Below are 22,440 nucleotides of genomic sequence, written 5' to 3'. Positions count from 1 at the left end.
GAGCTGCTCAGCCGGCCGGTCTTCGATCGAAGCGCCCGGGTGGCCGGCATGATGCCGGGGTTCCCGGGGGCCACTACCGGAGACCGGTACGCTGACCGGCTCCCTCTCGGGTGGTCGCGCGGCCCGTGTTTCTTCAGGTGGGACGCGGTACGGGGGAGCGGCCGTCCGGCCACTCCCCCGTCACGTCACCGGCGCAGACCGAGCCGCTCGATGAGCGACCGGTAGCGGGCAATGTCCTTCTTCTGGACGTAGTTGAGCAACCGACGGCGCCGGCCGACCAGCAGCAGCAGCCCACGGCGGCTGTGGTGGTCGTGCTTGTGCACCTTCAGGTGCTCGGTCAGCTCGGCGATCCGCTTGGTGAGGACCGCTACCTGGACCTCCGGCGAACCGGTGTCGCCCTCGGCGGTCGCGTACTCCGCGCGGATGCTGGCCTTGGCTTCCTGATCGAGCGCCATGTTCTCCCTGTTTCGATGGGTTGATCAAGTGGGTGTCCGTCGTCCCGATGGACCGGGAACGGACCGGTACCTCGCACCCGCGGCGTCGAGCAGGCACGCGAGGCCCCACGCCGGTCACCCGACGTCCCGGCAAGACTACCAGCACTCGCCGGTAACACCCGGCGAAGGGCCTCGGTGGCGGCCCGTCGCCCCGGCACGATCAGGCCAGCACGCGCCGGGTGCGCTCGACGTCCTGGTTCATCTGGGCGATCAACGGCTCGATCGAGTCGTACCGGATCTGACCACGCAGGTGCGCCACGAAGTCCAGGGCCAGCCGCTCGCCGTACAGGTCGCCGGAGAAGTCCAGCGCGTACGCCTCCACCCGCCGCTCCCGGCCGGAGAAGGTCGGGTTGGTGCCCACGGAGACCGCCGCCAGCAGCGGCTCGTGCTGACCGCGGCGGATCAGCCGGGCCGCGTACACGCCGTCGGCGGGCACCGCCGCGTACCGGTGGCAGAGCAGGTTGGCGGTGGGGAAGCCCAGCTCCCGGCCCCGCTGGTCGCCGCGGACCACCACGCCCTCCACCCGGTGGGGGCGGCCCAGCGCGGCGGCGGCCGCGCCCACGTCGCCCGCGTCGACGCAGGACCGGATGTACGTGGAGGAGAAGACGGTGCCGGCCTCGGCGACCAGCGGGGCGCCCTCCACGCCGAAGCCGAACGTCTGACCCAGCCGTTCCAGCAACGCCACGTCGCCGGCGGCCCGGTGCCCGAAGCGGAAGTTACCGCCGACCACCACCAACGCGGCGTGCAGGTGCTCGACCAGGACGTCGTGCACGAACTGCTCGGGCGGCACCCGGGAGAACTCCGGGGTGAACGGCACCACGCAGAGCACGTCAACGCCGAGCGCCTCGATCAGCTCGGCCTTACGGGCCGGTTCGGTGAGCACCGCCGGGTGCGAACCGGGGCGGACCACCTCGGCCGGGTGCGGGTCGAAGGTGACCACCACCGACTGCACGCCCAACTCGCGGGCCCGGGCCACGGCGTGCCCGATCGTCGCCTGGTGCCCCTTGTGCACGCCGTCGAAGACGCCGATGGTGACCACCGAGCGTCCCCACCCGCCGGGCGCCGCGTCGTAGCCCCGCCACCGCTGCATGCCGTTCCTCTCTGCTGTCCCGCCGGCCGGCGGGTCGACACCGCCGGCTGCGGGCCGGCGGACCTGCGCTGCGCTGTCAGGCCGGCGCGAGCACGATCTCCGCGCGGGCCCGTCCGTCCCGCTCGCTGACGATAGCGATCAGGCCGCCGGCCGGCCCGAAGACGGCGTACGGCCCGGTGAGGCCGGCCGGGTCCAGTGGCCCACCGTGGGCGAGCACGCGGGCCTCGTCCGGCGTGGCCTCCCGGCGCGCGAAGAACCGGTCGGCCGCCGCGTCCAGTGGCAGGTTCACCACGTCCGGGGCGCGCTGTTCCAGCTCGTCGAGGGTCGCCGCCTCGGCGAGGGTGAAGCCACCCACGGCGGTCCGCCGCAGCGCCGTGAGGTGCCCGCCGACGCCGAGCGCCAGGCCGGCGTCCCGGGCGATGGCCCTGATGTACGTGCCGGAGGAGCAGGTCACGTCCACGTCCACGTCGACCACGTCCGGCTCGGTGCGACGGATCGCCAGCACCTCCAACCGGGAGATGGTGACCCGCCGTGCCGGCAGTTCGACGCTCTCCCCGTCGCGGACCCGCTTGTACGCCCGCTGCCCGTCGATCTTGATGGCGCTGACCGCGCTCGGCACCTGGTCGACCTCGCCGCTCAGCCCGGCCAGCGCGGACCGGATCGCGTCGTCGGTGACCTGCCCGGCCGGCACGGTGGCGGTCACGTCGCCCTCGGCGTCGTCGGTGACTGTGGTCTGGCCGAGCCGGATGGTGCCGGTGTAGCTCTTGCCGGCGCCGATCACGTAGGTCAGGAGCCGGGTGGCCCGGCCGACACCGATCACCAGCACGCCGGTCGCCATCGGGTCGAGGGTGCCGCCGTGCCCGACCCGTCGGGTCTTCGCCAGTCGGCGGATGCGCGCCACCACGTCGTGCGACGTCATGCCGCCGGGCTTGTCGACCACGATCAGACCATCGGTGCTCACGTCGGCCAAGCCTGCCAGATGACACCCGCTCCGCAGTGCGTGGGCAGGCCCTGCGTGACCCGAGCCTCCGGCACCTACTATCTGCTCGCGCGCGTCACCAGCGGCGAAACTGACGGGGGAAGCATGGTCAACACGTCGTCGAGCGAGCCCACACCGACGGACCCCGTCGACCCGCCACCCACCGCGATAGCGCAGGTCAACCCGGTGCAGCTACCGGAGTGGCTGCGGTCGTCGCAGACCGAGCACCAGCCCACCGGATGGGACCGGGTCCGTTTCTTCTCGGCCCGGCACAACGGGGCCCTGCTGCTCGGCCTCGGGCTGGTGCTGGCACTGCTGATGGTCGTCGGCGGGGTGGTGTTGGTCGGTCGGGTCGCCGATGGTGTCCGCACGTCCGCCTCGGCGAGCCCCACACCGAGCGGCACGCCACCGGTGAGCAGGGTCGGCGAACCACGGGACCTGTTCGCCGGGTCGCCGGCGGCCTCCTTCGCACCAGCCGAGGAGGCCGTGCGGATGCCGGCGGCCAAGGGCACCGGACCGTTCACCGCGACCCAGGTGCGGGCGGCGCTGGAGTCGGTGCGCAAGGCACTGATCGAGAGTCGGGTCGACATCTCGATGTTCTCCGGGGATCCGGCGCCGTTCCTCGCGCTGCTCGCCCCTGATGCTCGCGAACGGCTCCGGGGCGACTTCACCAACGGCAGCTTCCTGCGGTACGCCACGAGGATGGCGTCGCCGTCGGAGTGGGAGTTCGGCGTCCGCGCCGACGGCCGGGTCAGTTACCGGGCCACCAGGCAGAACGGCATCCGACTGCTGGAGGTCTCCACGGAGTTCGTCTGGGCGTACCCGTTCGACGTGGACCTGCGGGCGCCCGCCGGCGCGACGGTGGTGGCGCTACGCGACCAGGTGGTGTGGCAGGTGCCGCACCCGGACGACGTGCCGGCCTCCGCCCGCGGCCTCTGGATCACCTCGGCGGCGGCCGTGACCTGGAACGCGGACTGCGACCAACTCCGTGAGGGCTGGGTGCAGGAGCAGTTCTGGGTGGCCGATGTGCACGGGGACCGGATACCCGCGGGCGACCCGGGCACCATCTTCGACATCGACGCGCCCGCGCCGACCACCACGCGCTGCTGACCGGGGGGCCCGGCGACCCGTCAGCGGATCGCGCCGGTCACCGCCCACCTGCCGTTGCGCAGTCGCAGCAGCAGGGCGACCAGCCGGATCACCACGAACACGGTGAGCCCGGCCCAGATGCCGCCCAGCCCGAGGTTGAGCGCGTACGCCAGCCAGATGGCCGGCAGGAAGCCGCCGAGCGCCGCCACGATGGTGAGGTTGCGCAGGTAACGCACGTCGCCGGCGCCGATCAGCACGCCGTCGAGGGCGAACACCACCCCGGCCAGCGGCAGCATGACGACGAACCACGGCCAGGCCACCATGGCCTGCTCGCGTACCCCCGCATCGGAACTGAACCACGACGGCACCACGCCCGCGCCGGCGGCGACGAGCAGCGCGAAGCCCACGCCGCAGACGCCGCCGAGCAGCCCGATCCGACGGGCGAGCGCCCGCGCACCCGCGTCGTCGCCGGCGCCGAGCGCGGCACCGACCAGGGACTGCGCGGCGATGGCGAGGGCGTCGAGCACCAGCGCGGTGAAGAACCAGAGTTGCAGGGCGATCTGGTGGGCACCGACGGCGGCGGCGCCGAAGCGGGCGGCGACGGCTGTCGCGGACAGGAAGCTGGCCTGGAACGCCAGCCCACGGATCAGCAGGTCCCGGCTGAGCACCAGTTGCTGGCGGATCACGCGAGGTTGGGGGCGCAGCGACACCTTCTCACCGACCAGGGCGGCGGCGAAGAGCACCCCGCAGAGCGTCTGCGCGACGACGTTCGCCACCGCCGAGCCGACCAGGCCCAGCCCGCCGGGATAGACCAGCAGCGGGCAGAGCAGCGCGGAGAGCAGGTTGGGGCCGAGCACGAAGTACAGGGGGCGGCGAGTGTCCTGCACGCCGCGCAGCCAGCCGTTGCCGGCGGCGGCGAGGAGCAGGCCGGGAGCGCCGAGGGCCGCGATCCGCAACCACTGGGCGGCGGCGTCGGCGACCTCGCCACCACCACCGGCGAGGGTACGCGCGAGCGCGCCGCCGCCGACCTGCATGCCGATCGCGATCAGCAGGCCGACACCGAACGCCAACCAGGAAGACTGGACGCCCTCGGCGACCGCTGCGGCCCGGTCACCCGCGCCGAAGCGGCGGGCGGCGCGGCCGGTGGTGCCGTAGGCGACCACGGTGCCCACCCAGGCGGTGAGCGTCATGACAGTGCCGCCGACGGCGAGCGCGGCGAGCGGCACCCGGCCGAGGTGACCGACCACTGCGGTGTCGACAAGCACGTAGAGCGGCTCGGCGGCGAGCACCACGAGGGCCGGCAGGGCGAGCGCGGCGATCCGCCGAGGCGAGGCGGGTCGGTGAGCGGTGGTGGCGTGGTTCATCGCCGCCGATCCTGGCATGGCTGCGGTAAGGATCGCAATCCAGCAGGCTGCTTACCGTGGCCGGTGCGCCCCGTCGGCCTGCGGCGCGTCAGGCTCGCCCGAGCCCTTTGCGCGGTACCTGCCGGCGCGCAGTCGGGGCGTCGGCCGGACGCTGTGGAGTCGGGACGCCGGTCGGACGCTGTGGAGTCCGGACGCCGGTCGGACGCTGCCCAGTCGGGACGTCGGCCGGACGCTGTGGAGCTGATGTCGTAAACGAATCACGTCGTGATGTCGCAGACGATTCAGCTCCAAAGGCGAACCAGGAGGTGCCCGGATCCTCCGACCACACGGATCTGAGGGATCACCCTCGGAGAAATCGGATCACTGACGGGTGTCCATCGACGTCTGCAGCGCGCGGCGGGCCTGCTCACGGGCGTCGTCGGTGGTGGTCTCGGGCTTGGGCTTGTTCGGCATGGTGGCGCTCCCCTTCCCAGGGCGTGAGCCGCCGACACGCGGCGGCCCTCACGGGCGGTCGTGCTGAGCGCCCCACGGCGGTCCGGGGTTACCGGAGCAGCCGACTGGGCAGCGTGAGCCCGGGTCGATCCGACCCTGGAGGGAGGCGGCACGGGGTGTGGCACCACCGCCCATGACCTGCACCGCCAGGCGGCACCGGCCTTCTCCCAAGTTATCGTTCAGGTCCACATACTGCTTACGGTTCCCGCCATTTGGACGGTCAGCGACCCGGTTCAGCGAGCCAGGAAATGCCAGCCCAGCCACCACCAGAACCCGAACAGACCGATCCGGCCCACCGGCACCGGACCGACCTCGTAGCGCATCACATAGGCGCAGACCTCGCCGAGGGTGGGGATCCGCGACCCCTCCCGCCGGGCCATCCACTCGACCACCCCGAAAAGGATCAGCGCGGTGAGGAAACCGCCGATCGCAAGCGCGCGCATCATCGCCGCACCAGCCCCCAGAAGGCGGCCAACCAGGCGAACCAGGCTGCCGAGCGAGTCAGTTGATCCTCCAGGAGAGGATCGGCCAACCGGGAGAAGGTGGGGAAGTCATCGCCGGCAGCCAACACGAAGGTCACGCCCTCGAAGACCCCGAAGACCACCACCGGCACCGCCCACCAGGCCGCCCCCGCGCCCAACCGGCGCGGCGCCGGCCGGCGCGGCACCCGGTTGCTCAGACCGAGCCAGATCAGCACCCCACCCGTCCCGAGGGTGAACAGATTCGCCTCGGTGGAGAAGGACGCGAACCGGCCACCGACGAGCGACAGGCAGACGAGGACGGGAACGGAGACGGCGGGCCGGTCCCAGGCGCGGGGGGCCTCCACGGTGAGGTCGTGCGGCTGCTCCATCCCGCAATTCTTCCCGGTATCACGGAACGCGGGAAGACCAACACTCCCCGGAGCTGACCCTGATCTTCCAGGACCGACGGACCGCCGGCGGTCCGAGGCCGGCGCTCAGCCGATCAGCGCCGCGTCCAGCTGACCGCGAATCGACTCGACCACCTGCTCGGCGGTGCCCCGACCGGTGAACCCGGCCGCGAACGTGTGCCCACCACCGCCCAGTGCCACAGCGACCCGACTGACGTCCACCGCTCCCTTGCTGCGCATCGACACCGCCCACTCGGCGGGCCTGGTCTGCTTCACCACACAGCTCACATCCGCCTCGGCGGTGCAGCGCACGGAGTCGATCAGGGCCTCCAGCACGTACGGCCGCTGGTCGTGCCGGGCCAGGTCATCGAGGGTGGCGAAGGTCCAGACCAGGCCCCGACCACCGGCGGCGGCCGGCTCCAGTCGAGCCCGGCCGAGCACCTCACCAAAGAGGCGGACCGCGCCGAAGGGCCGGGTGTCGAAGACCCGCCGGGAGATGTCACCCGGCGAGATGCCGGTCGCCAGCAGTCGGGCGGCCATCTGATGCACCGCCGGAGTGGTCGCCTCGAACCGGAACGAGCCGGTATCAGTGGTCAACGCCACGTAGAGGCACTCGGCGATGGCCGGATCCACCACAACCCCGAGCCGGGCCAGCAGCTGCTCGGCCACGACCGACGTGGCCGCCGCACCCGGGTCGACCAGGTTCACAGTGCCGAAACCGGGGTTGGAGGCGTGATGGTCGAGCACCAACGCCGCACCCGCCGACGACAACCGCCCGGCCAACTCGCCGAGACGCGACTCGCTCGCCGCGTCGAAGCAGATCACCAGATCGGGTGCCGGGTCGGCGGCGTCCGCCGGGACCAGCAGGTCCAGCCCGGGAAGCCCTCGGAACGGCTCCGGCAGCTCCGGCGGCCCGGGAAAGGTCGCCTGCACGTCGTGTACGCCGAACTGCCGCAGGCCCAGACCGAAGCCGAGCATGCTGCCCAGCGCGTCGCCGTCCGGATTGATGTGGCAGATCAGCAGCACCCGGGCGGTCGGCGGGAGAGCCCGCACCAACGCCTCGGCCGCAGCCCAGTGCGCCTCGGCGGGGCCGACCCCGGCTGCCCCGGCCAACGGGGCGCTAGCGGTGCTGGCGGTGCTGGTCACCGCGTTTCCCCACCCCGCGGGGTCTCCTTGACGTCGGTGGCCTCGTCGGCCTCGTCCGTCTCGTCCGCCTCATCGGCCTCGTCGTCCACCCGGTACGGCTGGGCCTCGCCCGCGTACTTCGCCTGGGCGGCCAGCCGCTGCACCTCGGCATCGGCGTTGCGGGCGGCGGCGAGCAGGTCGTCGATGTGCTTGACCTGGTCCTGCACGTCGTCCAGGACGAACGTGAGGGTCGGCGAGTGGCGCAGCCCGAGGGCCTTGCCGACAGTGCTGCGCAGCAGCCCCTTGGCGCTCTCCAGCGCCGCCGCGGTGTCCGCCTGGGCCACCGAGTCACCGAGCACTGTGTAGAAGACCGTCGCGTCACGCAGGTCAGCGGTGATCCGGGCATCGGTGATGGTGATCATCCCGAGCCGCGGGTCCTTGATCTGGCTCCGCACCACCGACGCGACCAGCTCACGCACCCGTTCCGCGTGCCGGCGTACCTTGGCCGGATCAGACATCTCGCCACCTCCACGGCGTCCTGCTTCCGGTCGACCCGACGGCCAGGTGGCCGCCGGCCGACCGGCCAACATCTCGAACATTACCTTCGGGGCCGCTCCGGTCGCCCGGCACAGCCGGCACCATGGTCAGTCGTCGTCCGCGCCGTAGAGCCGGCGTCGAACCGACAGCAACTCGACCTCGGGGCGATTGGCCACCAGGCGCTCACAGGAGTCGAGCACCTCGCGGACGTGCGCCGTCTCGGCGGCCACCACGGCCACCGCCAGTTGCGCTCGACCATGCAGGTCGAGCGCACCCACCTCGGCGGCCGACACCTCGAAGCGGCGCAGCGCCGCCACGATCGGCCGTACATATGATCTCTTGGCTTTGAGCGACCTGGAGTCGCCCGGCAGCAGCAGGTCGAAGACCGCGGTTCCGGTGAACATCGCCCCGGACGATACCGCCAACCCGCCCCGCATGATCAAGGGGTTTACGCCACTCGGCGTAAACCCCTTGATCAGCGTGTCACTGCCGGATCAGGCGCGAACCTTCTCCCGCATCTCGAAGGTCTCGATGACGTCGCCGACCTGGACGTTGTTGTAACCACCCAGGGTCAGACCGCACTCGAAGCCCTCGCGGACCTCGGTGGCGTCGTCCTTGAACCGCTTGAGCGAGGTGATCGTGAGGTTGTCCGCCACGACCGCCCCGTCCCGAAGCAGTCGAGCCTTCGCGTTGCGTCGGATGATGCCCGACCGGACGATGCAACCGGAGATGTTGCCGATCTTGGATGAGCGGAAGACATCGCGGATCTCCGCGCTGCCCAGCTCGGCCTCCTCGTACTCCGGCTTGAGCAGGCCCTTGAGCGCTGCCTCGATCTCCTCGATGGCCTGGTAGATGACGGTGTAGTACCGGATCTCCACGCCCTCGCGGTCGGCCATCTCACGGACCTTGTTCGAGGCCCGCACGTTGAAGCCGATGATCGTGACCGGCTCGGACGAGGCGCTCGCGAGCATGACGTTGCTCTCGGTGATCGCGCCGACGCCCCGGTCGAGGACCTTGAGCTGGACCTCCTCGGGGATGTCGAGGTTGAACAGCGCGTCCTCCAGGGCCTCCACCGAACCGGAGACATCGCCCTTGAGGATGAGGTTGAGCGAGGTCTTCTCGCCCTCCTTGAGCTGCTCCATGAGCGTCTCGAGGGTGGCCCGACCGCGGGAGTTGGCGAAGGACGCCGCCCGCCGCCGTGCCTGCCGCTGCTCGGCGATCTGCCGCACCGTGCGGTCGTCCGCCGCGGCGAGGAACGTGTCACCCGCACCGGGCGGCGCGGTCAGACCCAGAACCATGACCGGACGCGCCGGACCAGCCTCGGAGAGCTGGTTGCCGTTCTCGTCGAGCATGGCCCGAACCCGGCCGTGCGCCCCACCGGCGACGATCGAGTCGCCCGCCCGCAGGGTGCCCTTCTGCACCAGCACCGTCGCCACCGCACCGCGGCCCTTGTCCAGGTGCGCCTCGATGGCCACACCCTGCGCCGGCCCGTCGATCGGAGCGGTCAGCTCCAGCGACGCGTCGGCGGTCAGCAGGACAGCCTCGAGAAGCTCCTCGATGCCGATGCCGGGCTTGGCCGCCACGTTGACGAACATGGTCTCGCCGCCGTACTCCTCGGCGACCAGGCCGTACTCGGTCAGCTGCTGGCGGACCTTGTCCGGGTTGGCGTCCGGCTTGTCGACCTTGTTGACCGCGACCACGATCGGCACGTCGGCCGCCTTGGCGTGGTTCAACGCCTCGATCGTCTGCGGCATCACACCGTCGTCCGCCGCGACGACCAGGATCACGATGTCCGTGACCTGGGCACCACGAGCACGCATGGCGGTGAACGCCTCGTGACCCGGGGTGTCGATGAAGGTGACCGCCCGGTCCTCGCCCTCGTGCGGGACGTGGACCTGGTAGGCGCCGATGTGCTGGGTGATGCCACCCGCCTCGCCCGCCACGACGTTCGCCTTACGGATGGCGTCGAGCAGCTTGGTCTTACCGTGGTCGACGTGACCCATGACGGTCACGACCGGCGCACGGCTGACCAGACGCTCCTCGGCCACCTCCGCGTCGAGGTCGATGTTGAACTGCGCGAGCAGCTCGCGGTCCTCGTCCTCCGGGCTGACGATCTGGATGTCGAAGCCCAGGTGCTCACCCAGCAGGTGCAGGGTGTCGTCAGAACAGGACTGGGTCGCGGTCACCATCTCGCCCAGGTTGAACATCTCCTGGACCAGCGAACCCGGGTTGGCGTTGATCTTGTCGGCGAAGTCCGACAGCGAGGCGCCACGGGAGAGCCGGACGATCTGACCCTGACCCCGGGGAGCGCCCGAGCTCATGGTCGGAGCCGACAGGTTGTCGAACTCCTGTCTGCGCTGCTTCTTGGACTTGCGACCGCGCGTCGGCCGGCCACCCGGACGCCCGAAGGCACCCGCGGCACCGCCGCCACGGCCACGACCACCGGCACCCGGACGTCCGCCGCCACCTGCCGGACCACCCGGACGGAAACCGCCACCGGGAGCACCCGCACCGCCGCCGGGACCGCCACGGTAGCCACCGCCACCGCCGGCACCCGCGCCGCCACCGGGGCCGCCGCGGTAACCGCCGCCGCCACCGGCGCCGCCGCCGGGACCACCACGGAAGCCACCGCCACCGCCACCGGGACGACCTGCGCCGCCACCGCCGGGACGACCAGCGCCACCGGGACCGGGGCGACCGGCAGCCGGCCGCTGGCTCGGCATGGACGCTGGGCTGGGCCGCGGCGGCATGGAGTTCGGGCTCGGCCGCGGCGGCATGCCCGCCGGGGTGTTGGGCCGAGGGCCACCCGCACCGGCGGCCGGGGGCCGCTGCTGCTGGCCACCCTGGATGCCGAACGGGTTGTTACCGGCACCGCGCGCCGGCGGACGACCGCCCGGCCGGGCACCCGGACCGGGAGCCGGCGTGCTCGGACGAGCTGCCGGCGAACCGGGACGGGGCGGCATCGCCGCGGGACCCGGCCGAGGACCGGGCCGGTTACCGCCGTCTGCCGGAGGCTCCCGGCGAACGGGGTTGTCCCGCTGCTGCTGGCGGGCGGCCTGCGCGGCCTTGACCGCGGCCTCCTGCTCAGCCTTCAGCGCGGCGGCACGCGCCTCCGCGGCCGCCACCTCGATGTCGTGGGCACTCGCCGGCTTGGCGACCGGGGTCGCCGTCTGCGGGGCACCGGGAACCGGACCCTTGGGCTTCGGACCGGGTGCCGGCGCGGCCGGCCGCCGAGGCGGCATCGGCTTGGCCGAGACCCGGGGCGCGCCCGGGGCCGGGGTTGGCGTCGGGGTCGGGTTTGAAGCCGGCGTCGACGCGGGCGCCGACGGGGCGGCCGGAGCCGGGGCGCCGGCGGACGCGACGAATGCGTTACGCAGCCGCCGGGCGACGGGCGCCTCGACGGTGCTGGACGCGGACTTCACGAACTCGCCCATTTCCTTCAGCTTGGCGAGAACGGTCTTACTCTCGACCCCGAGCTCTTTTGCAAGCTCGTGTACGCGGGCCTTGCCTGCCACTGCACTCCTCACTCCGAGGTCGTGCGGGCAGCACCCGCAGCGACCTCACTCGTGCACTTGAAGCCTGGTCATTTCAGGGACTTCATCGTGTGCTCATGTCGGTCGTCCTACCCTGCTAGCGACCCTCGCCCGGTCGGGCTGACCGGACGTAGTGGTTGGCGCATCGACGTGCTCCGCCAGCGCACCGTGGTCGAGGACCTCGGTGCTGCGCAGCGCACGCCCGAAGGCGCGGCGCCGCACCGCCAGCGCGAAGCAGGCCGGATCCGGGTGCATGTTCGCTCCCCGACCCGGCAGCCTGCGGCGTGGATCAGGCCGGAGACTGTTACCAGCCTCGTCCCTGACCGCGACGATCCGCAGCAATTCGCTGGCCGGCGCACGTTGCCGGCAACCCACACAGGTGCGCTCCGGCTGCGCGCGTCGTACCACTGGAGGAAGTCTACCCCTAGCTCCCCGAGATCGCGCCGCCCGGCTCCCGCACGTGATCAGTGACCCCACGCGCTGCCGGCGCGGTCTGCTCCGCATCGGAACGAATGTCGATCCGCCAACCGGTCAATCGGGCAGCGAGTCGGGCATTCTGCCCCTCCCGACCGATAGCGAGCGAGAGCTGGAAGTCGGGAACTGTCACCCGGGCGGCCCGGTTGGCCAGATCGACCACCTCGACCCGCAGCGCCTTGGCCGGCGACAACGCGTTGCCCACGAAGGTGCCCGGGTCGTCCGACCAGTCGATGATGTCGATCTTCTCACCGTGCAGTTCGCTCATCACGGCTCGCACCCGCTGACCCATCGGGCCGATGCAGGCGCCCTTGGCGTTCACGCCGGGGGTGGTGGAGCGGACGGCGATCTTCGTGCGATGGCCCGCCTCACGGGCGATCGCTCCGATCTCGACGGTGCCGTCGGCGATCTCCGGCACCTCCAGCGCGAAGAGCTTCTTGACCAGAGCCGGGTGCGACCGGGACAGGGTGATCTGCGGCCCGCGCATGCCCTTGGCCACGTGCACCACGACGCAGCGGACCCGCTCGCCGTGCGCGTACCGCTCGCCGGGCACCTGCTCGGACTGCGGCAGCACGCCCTCCAGCTTGCCCAGGTCGACGCTGACGATGCCCTTCTCGGTACGCGTCTCGTGCGCCTGCACCACGCCGGTGACCAGGTCACCCTCGCGGCCGACGTACTCACCGAAGTGCACCTCGTCGGTGGCCTCCCGCAACCGCTGGAGGATCACCTGCTTGGCGGTCATGGCGGCGATCCGGCCGAAGTCGTGCGGGGTGTCGTCCCACTCCCGCACCAGGCTGCCGTCGGCATCCATCTCCTGCGCGTACACCAGGGCGGCGCCCGACCTACGGTCGATCTCCACCCGGGCGTGCGGCTCGGCCCCGTCGGTGTGCCGGTAGGCGGTCAGCAACGCGGTCTCGATCGCCGCGAGAATCGTGTCGAACGGGATCTCCCGCTCGCGCTCGAGTGCGCGCAGCGCCGCGAGGTCGATGTTCACCTCTCCTCGTCCTCCACATCATCTTCGTCGTCGATGTCATCTGAATCGTCGAACTCGTCGGAATCGTCCGCGTCGTCCGGCTCACCGAGCTCGGCGAGCCGGGTGAACTCGACCTGCACGCGGCCCGGGCCCAGCTGGGCGTACGCCCAGGCGGCGCGGCCGTCGTCGGTCTCCAGGTGCACGCCCTCGTCGTCGGCCGCGACCACCCGGCCGGTCAGCTGACGGTCACCGGCGGGCTGCTCGCCCCGCTGACCGGGCAGCGCGGCCGCCCCCCGGGCGGTCACCTTGACCAGTCGACCCACGTTGCGCCGCCAGTGACGGGGCAGGGTGAGCGGTCGGTCGACGCCGGGCGAGCTGACTTCCAACTGGTACTCGCCGGCGACGATGTCGCCACCGGTCTCCTCCGCGGCGTCCAGCGCCGCCGAGACCGCGCGGGAGACGTCAGCGACGGCGTCCAGGTCGATCCCGCCGTCGGTGTCCACCATCACCCGCACCACGTGCCGTCGGCCGGCCCGGGAAACCGACAGGTCCTCCAGGTCGTAGCCGGCGTCGTTGACCACCGGCTCGATTACGGCCCGCAGTCGGTCCCGTCGGGCGGCGAGGTCACCGCCGCGGGGGCCCGCCGCACCGCGGGGTCGACCCGTCGGCCTGGTGGCACGGCCACGCTGCGTCATCTCCGCACCCTTTCCCTGGTCGACGGGGACCCGTGGTCCCGCCATGCCGGCACGCCACCGGAGTGGACACGCCGGTGGTTGCGCAGAGCGTAACGCGCCTGCCCGGCGGCGGACCGGGCGGCGCACCGACGCCGGTGACCCCCGGACCGGCACGGATGGTGTTGACTTGGCCGGTGGGGATCGGCAGAACGACACAGCGCGACCAAGCATCCGGACATTCCCGGCGAAAGCTCCTGGGGGTCGGGGCGCTGCTGGTGCTCGGCGGCACCGTGACGCCGCTGACCGGCTGTGATCTTTTCGACCGCGACGACCAACCAGCCCCGCCGCCCGACCCGCTGCGGCCGATGGTGGACGAGTCACTCGCGCTGGCCGCCGCGTACCGGGCGAACGCGACCGCCCATCCCGAGCTCGCCGACCGGCTCAACCCGATCGCCGAGACGCACACCGCGCACGCCGCCGAGCTGGCCCGGGTGATCGGGGTGACAGTGCCGTCGGCGGCCCCCGCCGCCCCGACCACCGCACCGGCCGCCGATCCGAACGGCGCGCGCGCCGCCCTGCGGGCTCTGGAGAAGACCGCCCAGCAGTCCGCCGCCGCCGCCTGCGCCGCAGCGCCAGCGGAGCGGGCGGCACTGCTCGGGTCGATCGTCGCCGCCCGGGCGACTCATCAGGAGGCACTGAAGTGAGGCAGCCGTCCGCCGGGGAGGCACTCGCCTCCGCCCTGTCCGCCGAGTACGCGGCCATCTACGCCTACGGACGGATCGGTGTCCGGCTCAGCGGAGCGGCACGGGACGCGGCACGCCAGGCGGAGGCCGCGCATCGGCACCGGCGCGACGCGCTGGTGGTACAGCTCACCACTGCCGGCGGCGTCGTCCCGCCGGACCGCGCCGGGTACGCCCTGCCGTTCCCGGTCACCGACCGGGCCAGCGCCCTGCGGCTCGCCGTCGAGGTGGAGGAGCGCACGGCCGCGCACTGGCGGGCCGCCCTGGCGTCCACCACCGGCGCCGAACGGGACCAGGCGCTTGCCGCCCTGGTCGAGTACGCGGTGCGGGCCACCCGGTGGCGGAAGACTGCGGGGCTGACCCCGCTGACCGTCCCGTTTCCCGGTCGACCGACCTGAGCCGGTCCACTCCGGTTGCGGTACGCATACCAGGTATGCATACTCCGTTTCCATGTCCATCCGTCACGGGTTGCTCGCCCTGCTCGAACGCGGCCAGATGTACGGCTACCAGCTGCGCGCCGCGTTCGAGGAGTCGACCGGCTCGACCTGGCCACTGAACATCGGGCAGGTCTACACCACGCTGTCCCGGCTGGAACGGGACGGTCTGGTGCGCCCGTTGCCGGAGAGCGAGGCCGGGCAGCGCCCGTACGAGATCACCGACGCCGGCCGGGCGGACCTGGCGCTGTGGTTCGCCACCCCGATCAGCCGTACCGACCGCCCCCGTGACGAGCTGGCGATCAAGCTGGCGCTGGCGCTGACCACCCCCGGGGTCGACGTCCGGTCGGTGGTGCAGGCCCAACGCAGCGCGACGATGCGGGCCCTTCAGGAGTTGACCCGGTTGAAGTACGGCAGCAACCGGCCGGAGGACCTTCCCTGGCGCCTCGTACTGGACTCGATGGTGTTCCAGGCCGAGGCCGAGGTGCGCTGGCTGGACCACTGCGAGACCAGTCTGGTCCGGCATCAACCCAGCGGCCCGGCGCCTCCCGCTTCCCGACCCGATGACCCCGACGCGCGGGACGCGGCTCGATGGGCCGGCGAGGAGGCAAGACGGTGAGCGGATCGGACGACGCGGTGCTGGACCTACGCGCCGTCCACCGCACCCATGGCGTCGGGCCGGCGGCGGTGCACGCGCTGCGCGGCGTCAGCCTGGTCGTCCGGCCCGGCGAGCTGGTCGCCGTGATGGGGCCGTCCGGCTCCGGCAAATCGACGCTGCTGGCTCTCGCCGGTGGGTTGGACCGTCCGACCGGCGGCGAGGTCCGGGTCGAGGGGCAGCCGCTGGGGGCGCTGGACCGCCGCGGGCTGGCCCAGCTGCGCCGCCGTCGGATCGGCTACATCTTCCAGCAGCTCAACCTGCTGGGCAGTCTGAGCGCACTGGAGAACGTGGCGCTCCCGTTGGAACTCGACGGGACCAGCGGACGTCGGGCCCGCGCACTGGCCATGGCCGCGCTCACCGAGGTGGGGCTACCCGCGTTGGGCGACCGTTTCCCGGACCAACTCTCCGGCGGGCAGCAGCAGCGGGTGGCCATCGCCCGCGCGCTGGTGGGCGAACGCCGGCTGGTCCTCGCCGACGAGCCCACCGGGGCGCTGGACTCCCAGACCGGTGAGGCGGTGCTGCACCTGCTGCGCCGCCGGATCGACGCGGGCGCCGCCGGAGTGCTGGTCACCCACGAGGCGCGGCACGCCGGCTGGGCCGACCGGGTGGTGTTCCTCCGCGACGGCGTCCTCGTCGACACGACGGCACCGCTGGGCAGTGTCGAGCAACTGCTGTCCGGCAGCGACCGGTGACCATCCGCCGCCCGACGCGGGCCCTCGGCCGGGCCGACACCGCGTCGCCGCGGCTGGTCCCACCGCCCGCCCCGGTCGGCCGGCGGCGGTTCGCCGAGCTGACCGGCTCCTGGCGGGCGGCGCTGCGGATCGCCCGACGGGAGTCACGCCGAGCCCGACGGCGGACCGCCCTGGTGCTCGCGATGATCGCCATGCCGGTGGCGGCGCTGGCCTTCCTGGCGGCGAGCTACGACATGGCCGAGCTGACCCCGGAGGAACGCGTCGACCGCCGGCTCGGGGTGGCCGACGCGCAGTTGCAGTGGATCGCGAACGCCCCGGTGGGGCAGGACGAGTGGGGTGAGGGCTGGTACACCCGCGACGGCGAGTTCTGCGCGAAGGTCACCGCGGCACGGCTGACCGCACTGCTCGGGCCGGGCAGCCGGGTCACCGAGGTGCGTCAGCGCGTTCCGCTGACACTGCGCGGCCCGCACCGCGACGAGGTAGTGGACGGTCGGGTGCTGGACCTCACCGATCCGTTGGCCCGCGGGCTGGTGCGGTTCCGGGCCGGCCGGGCACCGCAACAGCCCGGTGAGGTCGCGGTCAGCCCGGTGGCGCTGCGCCGCCTGGACCTGCGCCTCGGCCGCGCCGTGGCCGCCGCCGACGGGAGCAGGGCGTACACGGTGGTGGGGGTGGTCGAGTTTCCCGACGACCTCGGACCGGTGGTGGCGCTGCATCCGGGTGCCGTGCCGTCGACCGGTCCGGGGCCGGACCCGGACGGTGTCTGGCTGGCGGACGTGCCGGGCACCGTCGACGCTGCGCTGGTGTCCCGGCTCAACGACAGCGGGGTGGTGGTCACCGCGCGACACCCGACCGGCTCGGCGCCCGGAGCGGACCGGACGTGGCTCGGTTCGATCATGGGAGACAACCCCAACGACCTGAGCACCGGCGTCCTGATCGCCGGCCTCGGGCTGCTGGAGGTCGTCCTGCTGGTCGGGCCGGCCTTCGCCGTCGGCGTCCGTCGCCGTCGACGGGACCTGGCGCTGGTAGCGGTGGCGGGCGGGGACGCCGCCCAGCTTCGCCGGGTCGTACTGGCCGACGGTGTGGTGCTGGGTGTGCTGGGGGCCGCCGCCGGCCTGCTGGTCGGCGTCGGCGCGGCGTTCGCCGGTCGCCCGCTGATGGAGCAGTACGTCTTCAGCGCCCGCTTCGGCGGCTACCGCTGCTGGCCGAGCGCGCTGGTCCTGCTCGGTGGCGTCGCGGTGCTGGCCGGGGTGCTCGCGGCGCTGGCACCGGCGTGGACCGCCGCCCGGCAGGACGTCAGCGCCGGGCTCGCCGGACGACGCACCCCGGCGAAATCCCCGGGGCGGTGGTTGGCCCTCGGACTGGCGCTGGTGGTCGGCGGGGCGGGGCTGGCGGCGTTCGGGGCCACCCAGACCTCCCCGGCGGTGATCCTCACCGGGCTGATCCTCGGCGAGTTGGGCCTGGTCTGCTGCACACCCACGCTGCTCGGGGCGCTCGCCCGCCTCGGCCGGGTGTTGCCGCTGGCACCACGGATCGCGCTGCGCGATGCCAGCCGCAACCGGGCCGCCGCGGCACCGGCCATCTGCGCGGTGATGGCCGCCGTCGCCAGCAGTGTCGCCCTCGGCGGATACCTGGCCAGCGACGGCGCCCGGGAAGCTCGCGCCTACCGACCGGCGCTGCCGACCGGCCACGTACTGGTCTACCCGGTCGGAACGACCGGGCAGCCCACGCTGGCCCAGATCACCGACGCGGCCCGGAATCAGCTCGGGGTCGGCGCGGTCGCCCCGGTGCAGACACCGAGCTGCGGGACGGAACGCACCGGCTACTGCGACATCGCGCCAGTGCTCCCGCCGACCCGGGCCTGCCCCTGGCAGCCGGGTGTTCAACTCCCCGAGGCGCACCGCCAGCAGGCCCGCGCGGATCCCCGCTGCCAGACCCGCGAGACGGACTACTTCGGCGGCTACGTCGAGCCCGGAGTCGACGACGGGACGGCGCTCCCCCTGCTCACCGGCGCGGACCCGGCCGCGACCGCCGCCGCCACAGCGGTGCTGCGGGCCGGCGGCGTGGTGGTGACCGACCCGCGCTACCTGCACGACGGCCTGGTGACCGTCCGGGTCCGCGAGAGGGAGGCCGCCCCGGACCGGGAGACCGTTCTTGACCTTCCCGGGTACGCGCTGCCCGGGGCGACCGGCCAGTCCCGCCTGATGCTGTCCACCACCGCGGCCCGACAACTCGGCCTGAGCTGGTCCCCGACCGGCTGGGTGATCGGCACCACGACCCCGCCCGACGAGGAGCAACAGGCACGGTTCGCCGCCGCCCTGCGGCCCTTCGGGACGCTCTCGCTGAGCGTGGAGACCGGCGGCCCGCCGCGCGACGTCTCACCGCTGCTCCTGCTGCTCGCGGCGGCGGCCGGGCTGATCACGGTGGGGGCGGCCGGGGTCGCGACCGCGCTCGCCGCCGCCGAGGGACGAGCCGAACTGACCACCCTCGCGGCCGTCGGCGCGGCCCCAGCGGTACGCCGGCTGCTGGCGATCTGCCAGGCCGGGGTGATCGCCGGTCTCGGTTCGGTGCTCGGCATCGTGGCCGGCCTCGGCACCGCCGCGATCGTGCTGGTCTCGGTGAACCGGCAGTACGCCAGTGACTGGCCGGTAACCGATCCGTACCCGTTTCTGGTGCCCTGGCCCGCGCTCGGGGTCCTGGTGCTGGTGCCGGTGGTGGCGATGCTCGGGGCGGGCCTGTTCACCCGGGCCCGACTGCCGATCGAACGGCGGCTGGACTGACCGATCCGCGGGGCGACCGAAACTGGACCGCGCGGGGGTGCCGCCGGGGCCGGGCAGCCGGCAGACTGACCGACGTGTCAGTGCTCAGGAATGTCGTCCGTCGAGTCGGTCATCATCGCTGGTTCGGCGCCACAGCGCGCCTGCTGGTTCCGGCCGATCGGATGGTTGGTCGACTCACCCGGGGCCGGGTGGTCGCGCTCGGCCTGCTCCCCTCCCTGCTGATCACCACAACGGGCCGCCGCTCCGGCAAGCCCCGCAGCAATCCGCTGCTCTACGTGCCCGACGGCGACGCGTACGTGGTGATCGGCTCCAACTGGGGGCAGACCCACCACCCCGGCTGGGCGATGAACCTGCTCGCCGACCCGGCCGCCGAGGTGGACGTGAAGGGCCGGCGGGTCGCGGTGCGGGCCGAGCGGGCCTCCGGCGTCGAACGGGACCGGTTGTGGCAGCTTCTGGTCACCGCGTGGCCCGCGTACCACACGTACGTGCAGCGGGCCGGTGGCCGGGAGATCCACATTTTCCGGCTGGCCCCGACCGGGCGCGGCGCGCCCGAAGCTCCGCCGTCGGCTGGCTAGGCTGACGCTCGGTAGCCAAGGCGAGGTGGTCCCGTGAGCGCGAGGAGTGAGCCGGGGTTACGAGCCCCGCAGCCGCGAACAGAGCTGGTCCGATGAGTGAGCAGGCCGGCGTCGACAGGGGCCTCGACGATCGACGGTGGACGGTCGCGGAGCGGGTCGCCGAGGCGGTCCGACGCCGGTTCCCGGCCGATGCGCTGGCGATCGCGGTGCACGGGCCTCTGGCGCACGGGGACGACGACGGCGGCGGGGACCGCGAGGCCGGAATGCTGGTGGTCACCTATCGACCCGGGTCCGGCCCGTCACCGGCGACCCGGCGGGTGGACGGGGTTCTCGTCGATCTGACAGTGGCCTCCGCCGAGGACTACCTGGCCCAGGCCCGGGTGCTCTCCCCGCTCTGGCCGCTGACCGCCGACCGGTACGTCACCACGCAGGCGTTGCACGATCCGACGGGCTGGTTGCGGACGCTGCGCGACGAGCACCTCGGCCGGCTGGCGCGAGCCCGGCCGGCGGAGTTCAGCACCGCGGCTCGCCAGGCGTGGTACCGGGGCAGCGCGGCGCACTCCCGGGCGGCCCGGCTGGCCGAGTGGTACGAGACCGATCAGGCTCTGCTGATGCTCGGTGAGGCCCGGCTGGCGGCGGCCACGGTGACCGGTCTGCTGAGTCGCACCTACTTCCGTGACCCGGGGGACGCGGTGCGGCGCACCGGGTTGGCCGGGGCGGACATGACCGAGGTGGGTGTGGTGCTGGCCCGGCAGGCCGAGGAGTTGGCCGCCCGTGGTCGCGCCGTCGACGGCACGATCGACGAGCTGCTCAGCACCTGACGCGCGTCACAGCCCGCCCGGTACGCCGATCAGCGAGCCGATCAGGTAGGTGGCGCCGGCCGCCGCCGCGCCCAGTAGCAGTTGGCGCAGCCCACTGGTCCACCAGGGACGGTGGGTGAATCGGGCCACCACGGCACCGGCGACGAACAGCCCGAGCCCGCCGACGGCGAGCGCCAGCCACAGTTCGGTGGTGCCGAGCAGGTACGGCAGCAGCGGGACCAGCGCGCCGAGCGAGAAGAACAGGAACGACGAGATCGCCGCGGCCCACGGGCTGGGCTGGTCGTCGGGGTCGACGCCCAACTCCTCGCGGACGTGTACCCGCAGCGCCTCCTCCGGGTCGCGCCGCACCGCCTCGGCGACCTGGGTGGCGAGGTCCCGGGGCAGGCCCCTGGCCACCCACGCGTCGGCCAGCTCCCGGGCCTCCGCCTCGGGGTGCCGTTCCAGTTCCCGGCGTTCCTTGGCCACCTCGGCGGCAACCTGCTCGTTGGCGGAGCGCACGCTCGTGTACTCGCCGAGGCCCATGGAGATCGCACCGGCGACAAGGCCGGCGCTGCCGGTGAGCACGATGCTGCGGGGCGACACCCCGCCGCCGCCGACACCGGCGATCAGGGCGATGTTGGTGACCAGGCCGTCCATCGCGCCGAAGACGGCCGGGCGCAGCCAGCCGCCGGAGACGTCCGCGTGGTGCGCCTCGCGCAGCGCCGCTGGGGTGTCGGTCACGGTGCCTGCCCTTCGTTCGCGACTGCGGGACTCCGCTTCGCTGCGTTCCTCGCGCTCACGGCAGGGTCAGGATCTCGTGGCCGTCGTCGGTCACCACGATGGTGTGTTCGAACTGCGCCGTCCACTTCCGGTCCTTGGTGACCACTGTCCACCCGTCGTCCCACATGTCGTACTGGTAGGTGCCGAGGGTGATCATCGGCTCGATGGTGAACGTCATGCCGGGCTCCATGATGTCCGTGGGGCGCGGGCTGTCGTAGTGCGGCACGTAGAGGCCGCTGTGGAAGGCCTCGCCGATGCCGTGGCCGGTGAAGTCGCGGACCACGCCGTAGCCGAACCGCTTGGCGTACGACTCGATGACGCGGCCCACCACGTTGATCTGTCGTCCCGGGGCGACGGCGCGGATGCCGCGCATCATCGCCTCGTGGGTCCGCTCGACCAGCAGCCGGGCCTCTTCGCTGACCTCGCCGACGCAGAAGGTGGCGTCGGTGTCACCGTGCACCCCACCGATGTAGGCGGTCACGTCGACGTTGATGATGTCGCCGTCGGTCAGGACCGTGGTGTCCGGGATGCCATGGCAGATGATTTCGTTGAGGCTGGTGCAGCAGGACTTCGGGAAGCCCTTGTAGCCCAGTGTCGACGGGTACGCGCCATGGTCGCAGAGAAACTCGTGCACCACCTTGTCGATCTCGTCGGTGGTCACGCCGGGCTTGCAGTGTTCGCCGGCGAGCTGGGTCGCCTGGGCGGCGAGCCGGCTGGCGATCCGCATCTTCTCGATGGTTTCCGGCGTCTGAACATGCGAGCCACGCCACTCCCGCGGACGCGTCTTGCCCACGTACTCGGGTCGGGCGATCTGGGATGGCACCGGTCGCATCGGGGAGAGCGTGCCTGGTGTCAGCGGCGGGCGGACGGTCATGCCGCAAGCCTATCGCCGGAGCCGCTGGTGACCCGCGCCACGGCCGCCCGGTGGAGGTTGTTGCCCTGCCAGGGTGGCTGTGCCATGGTGTCAGCGTGGATCAAGGGGGAGCGCCGCCCGTCTTCTCCGCCAGCGCCGAGATCGACGGTGACCACCTCCACGTCGTGGTGGCCGGCGAGGTCGACATGGCGACAGCGGACACGATGCTCCAGACGGCGCTGCGCGAGCCCGCCGGCAAGATCACTCTCGACCTGAGCGCTGTCACCTTCTTCGACTCGGCCGCCATCCACGCCCTGGTCCGGCTCGCCCAGCAGTTTCCGGGGCGGCTCACCGTTCGCCCGTCCCGACAGGTCCGTCGGGTGCTGGAGATCTCCGGCCTCGGCGAACAGGGCTGGCTCGACCCGGCCTAGACGCCCGG

General features: G+C 72.6%; 24 protein-coding genes. 9 read left to right on the top strand and 15 right to left on the bottom strand.

Annotated features, from left to right (window positions below; all coding sequences use genetic code 11):
• Window positions 1–185: 185 nt before the first annotated feature.
• The 3 genes from rpsO to truB form a co-directional block, all read right to left on the bottom strand.
• A complete protein-coding gene (gene rpsO, locus MED01_RS29535) occupies window positions 186–455 on the bottom strand; it encodes a 30S ribosomal protein S15 (RefSeq protein WP_030337594.1) in 270 nt (89 codons plus the stop codon).
• 199 nt (window positions 456–654) lie between these two features.
• On the bottom strand, window positions 655–1,584 hold the full coding sequence (locus MED01_RS29530; protein WP_238671756.1) for a bifunctional riboflavin kinase/FAD synthetase: 930 nt from the start codon (window positions 1,582–1,584) through the stop codon (window positions 655–657).
• A 76-nt stretch (window positions 1,585–1,660) separates the two neighbouring features.
• Window positions 1,661–2,545: a tRNA pseudouridine(55) synthase TruB gene (gene truB, locus MED01_RS29525; protein ID WP_091402049.1), complete on the bottom strand. Its 885-nt coding sequence runs from the start codon at window positions 2,543–2,545 to the stop codon at window positions 1,661–1,663.
• A gap of 54 nt (window positions 2,546–2,599) precedes the next feature.
• Here truB and MED01_RS29520 point away from each other — a divergent pair, with 54 nt between their 5' ends.
• Window positions 2,600–3,673: a hypothetical protein gene (locus tag MED01_RS29520; protein ID WP_238671755.1), complete on the top strand. Its 1,074-nt coding sequence runs from the start codon at window positions 2,600–2,602 to the stop codon at window positions 3,671–3,673.
• Between the two features lie 20 nt (window positions 3,674–3,693).
• Here MED01_RS29520 and MED01_RS29515 read toward each other — a convergent pair whose 3' ends face one another.
• The 10 genes from MED01_RS29515 to rimP form a co-directional block, all read right to left on the bottom strand.
• Entirely contained in the window at window positions 3,694–5,016 is a 1,323-nt protein-coding gene (locus MED01_RS29515; RefSeq protein WP_238671754.1) for an MATE family efflux transporter, read from the bottom strand.
• Between the two features lie 725 nt (window positions 5,017–5,741).
• Window positions 5,742–5,951 carry a DUF6186 family protein gene (locus MED01_RS29510; RefSeq protein ID WP_238671966.1) on the bottom strand — a complete coding sequence of 70 codons (210 nt, stop codon included), beginning with the start codon at window positions 5,949–5,951 and terminating at the stop codon, window positions 5,742–5,744.
• Window positions 5,951–6,358, bottom strand: coding sequence for a hypothetical protein (locus tag MED01_RS29505; protein ID WP_210784728.1), 408 nt, complete (start codon window positions 6,356–6,358; stop codon window positions 5,951–5,953). Before MED01_RS29505 ends, MED01_RS29510 begins: the two co-directional genes overlap by 1 nt.
• Window positions 6,359–6,463: 105 nt before the next feature.
• The gene (locus MED01_RS29500) at window positions 6,464–7,522 is read right to left on the bottom strand and encodes a DHH family phosphoesterase (protein WP_238671753.1); all 1,059 of its coding nucleotides are present in this window, start codon (window positions 7,520–7,522) and stop codon (window positions 6,464–6,466) included.
• Complete coding sequence (gene rbfA / locus MED01_RS29495; RefSeq protein ID WP_238671752.1) at window positions 7,519–8,019, bottom strand: 30S ribosome-binding factor RbfA; 501 nt, start codon at window positions 8,017–8,019, stop codon at window positions 7,519–7,521. Before rbfA ends, MED01_RS29500 begins: the two co-directional genes overlap by 4 nt.
• A gap of 126 nt (window positions 8,020–8,145) precedes the next feature.
• Window positions 8,146–8,442, bottom strand: coding sequence for a DUF503 domain-containing protein (locus tag MED01_RS29490; protein ID WP_238671751.1), 297 nt, complete (start codon window positions 8,440–8,442; stop codon window positions 8,146–8,148).
• A gap of 90 nt (window positions 8,443–8,532) precedes the next feature.
• Window positions 8,533–11,553 carry a translation initiation factor IF-2 gene (gene infB / locus MED01_RS29485; protein ID WP_238671750.1) on the bottom strand — a complete coding sequence of 1,007 codons (3,021 nt, stop codon included), beginning with the start codon at window positions 11,551–11,553 and terminating at the stop codon, window positions 8,533–8,535.
• Between the two features lie 93 nt (window positions 11,554–11,646).
• Entirely contained in the window at window positions 11,647–11,979 is a 333-nt protein-coding gene (locus tag MED01_RS29480) for a YlxR family protein (RefSeq protein WP_238671749.1), read from the bottom strand.
• A 16-nt stretch (window positions 11,980–11,995) separates the two neighbouring features.
• Complete coding sequence (gene nusA, locus MED01_RS29475) at window positions 11,996–13,039, bottom strand: transcription termination factor NusA (protein ID WP_238671748.1); 1,044 nt, start codon at window positions 13,037–13,039, stop codon at window positions 11,996–11,998.
• On the bottom strand, window positions 13,036–13,713 hold the full coding sequence (gene rimP, locus MED01_RS29470) for a ribosome maturation factor RimP (RefSeq protein ID WP_238671747.1): 678 nt from the start codon (window positions 13,711–13,713) through the stop codon (window positions 13,036–13,038). Before rimP ends, nusA begins: the two co-directional genes overlap by 4 nt.
• A 155-nt stretch (window positions 13,714–13,868) precedes the next feature.
• Here rimP and MED01_RS29465 point away from each other — a divergent pair, with 155 nt between their 5' ends.
• From MED01_RS29465 to MED01_RS29435, 7 genes are all read left to right on the top strand, one after another.
• Window positions 13,869–14,396, top strand: coding sequence for a hypothetical protein (locus tag MED01_RS29465; RefSeq protein WP_238671746.1), 528 nt, complete (start codon window positions 13,869–13,871; stop codon window positions 14,394–14,396).
• Window positions 14,393–14,830 carry a ferritin-like domain-containing protein gene (locus MED01_RS29460; protein ID WP_238671745.1) on the top strand — a complete coding sequence of 146 codons (438 nt, stop codon included), beginning with the start codon at window positions 14,393–14,395 and terminating at the stop codon, window positions 14,828–14,830. The genes MED01_RS29465 and MED01_RS29460 overlap by 4 nt, the downstream gene beginning before the upstream one ends.
• A 52-nt stretch (window positions 14,831–14,882) precedes the next feature.
• Window positions 14,883–15,485: a PadR family transcriptional regulator gene (locus tag MED01_RS29455; RefSeq protein WP_238671744.1), complete on the top strand. Its 603-nt coding sequence runs from the start codon at window positions 14,883–14,885 to the stop codon at window positions 15,483–15,485.
• On the top strand, window positions 15,482–16,216 hold the full coding sequence (locus tag MED01_RS29450; protein ID WP_372493747.1) for an ABC transporter ATP-binding protein: 735 nt from the start codon (window positions 15,482–15,484) through the stop codon (window positions 16,214–16,216). The genes MED01_RS29455 and MED01_RS29450 overlap by 4 nt, the downstream gene beginning before the upstream one ends.
• Window positions 16,213–18,993 (top strand): FtsX-like permease family protein, encoded by a 2,781-nt coding sequence (locus MED01_RS29445; RefSeq protein ID WP_238671743.1) that lies wholly within the window; start codon window positions 16,213–16,215, stop codon window positions 18,991–18,993. Before MED01_RS29450 ends, MED01_RS29445 begins: the two co-directional genes overlap by 4 nt.
• Before the next feature lie 74 nt (window positions 18,994–19,067).
• A complete protein-coding gene (locus MED01_RS29440) occupies window positions 19,068–19,568 on the top strand; it encodes a nitroreductase/quinone reductase family protein (protein ID WP_238671742.1) in 501 nt (166 codons plus the stop codon).
• Between the two features lie 92 nt (window positions 19,569–19,660).
• Complete coding sequence (locus MED01_RS29435; RefSeq protein ID WP_238671741.1) at window positions 19,661–20,389, top strand: nucleotidyltransferase domain-containing protein; 729 nt, start codon at window positions 19,661–19,663, stop codon at window positions 20,387–20,389.
• A 6-nt stretch (window positions 20,390–20,395) separates the two neighbouring features.
• On the opposite strand, the gene MED01_RS29430 is transcribed toward MED01_RS29435, so the two are convergent.
• Window positions 20,396–21,109, bottom strand: a complete 714-nt coding sequence (locus MED01_RS29430; protein ID WP_238671740.1) for a VIT1/CCC1 transporter family protein — start codon at window positions 21,107–21,109, stop codon at window positions 20,396–20,398.
• 55 nt (window positions 21,110–21,164) lie between these two features.
• Window positions 21,165–22,022: a type I methionyl aminopeptidase gene (gene map, locus MED01_RS29425; RefSeq protein ID WP_238671739.1), complete on the bottom strand. Its 858-nt coding sequence runs from the start codon at window positions 22,020–22,022 to the stop codon at window positions 21,165–21,167.
• 95 nt (window positions 22,023–22,117) lie between these two features.
• Here map and MED01_RS29420 point away from each other — a divergent pair, with 95 nt between their 5' ends.
• Window positions 22,118–22,432: an STAS domain-containing protein gene (locus tag MED01_RS29420; RefSeq protein WP_238671738.1), complete on the top strand. Its 315-nt coding sequence runs from the start codon at window positions 22,118–22,120 to the stop codon at window positions 22,430–22,432.
• Window positions 22,433–22,440: the final 8 nt, after the last annotated feature.

This window comes from Micromonospora alfalfae (genome assembly GCF_022230925.1).
Classification (GTDB): Bacteria; Actinomycetota; Actinomycetes; order Mycobacteriales; family Micromonosporaceae; genus Micromonospora; species Micromonospora alfalfae.
The sequence above is the reverse complement of the archived record's forward strand: the minus strand, read 5'-3'. Positions and strand labels throughout refer to the sequence as shown.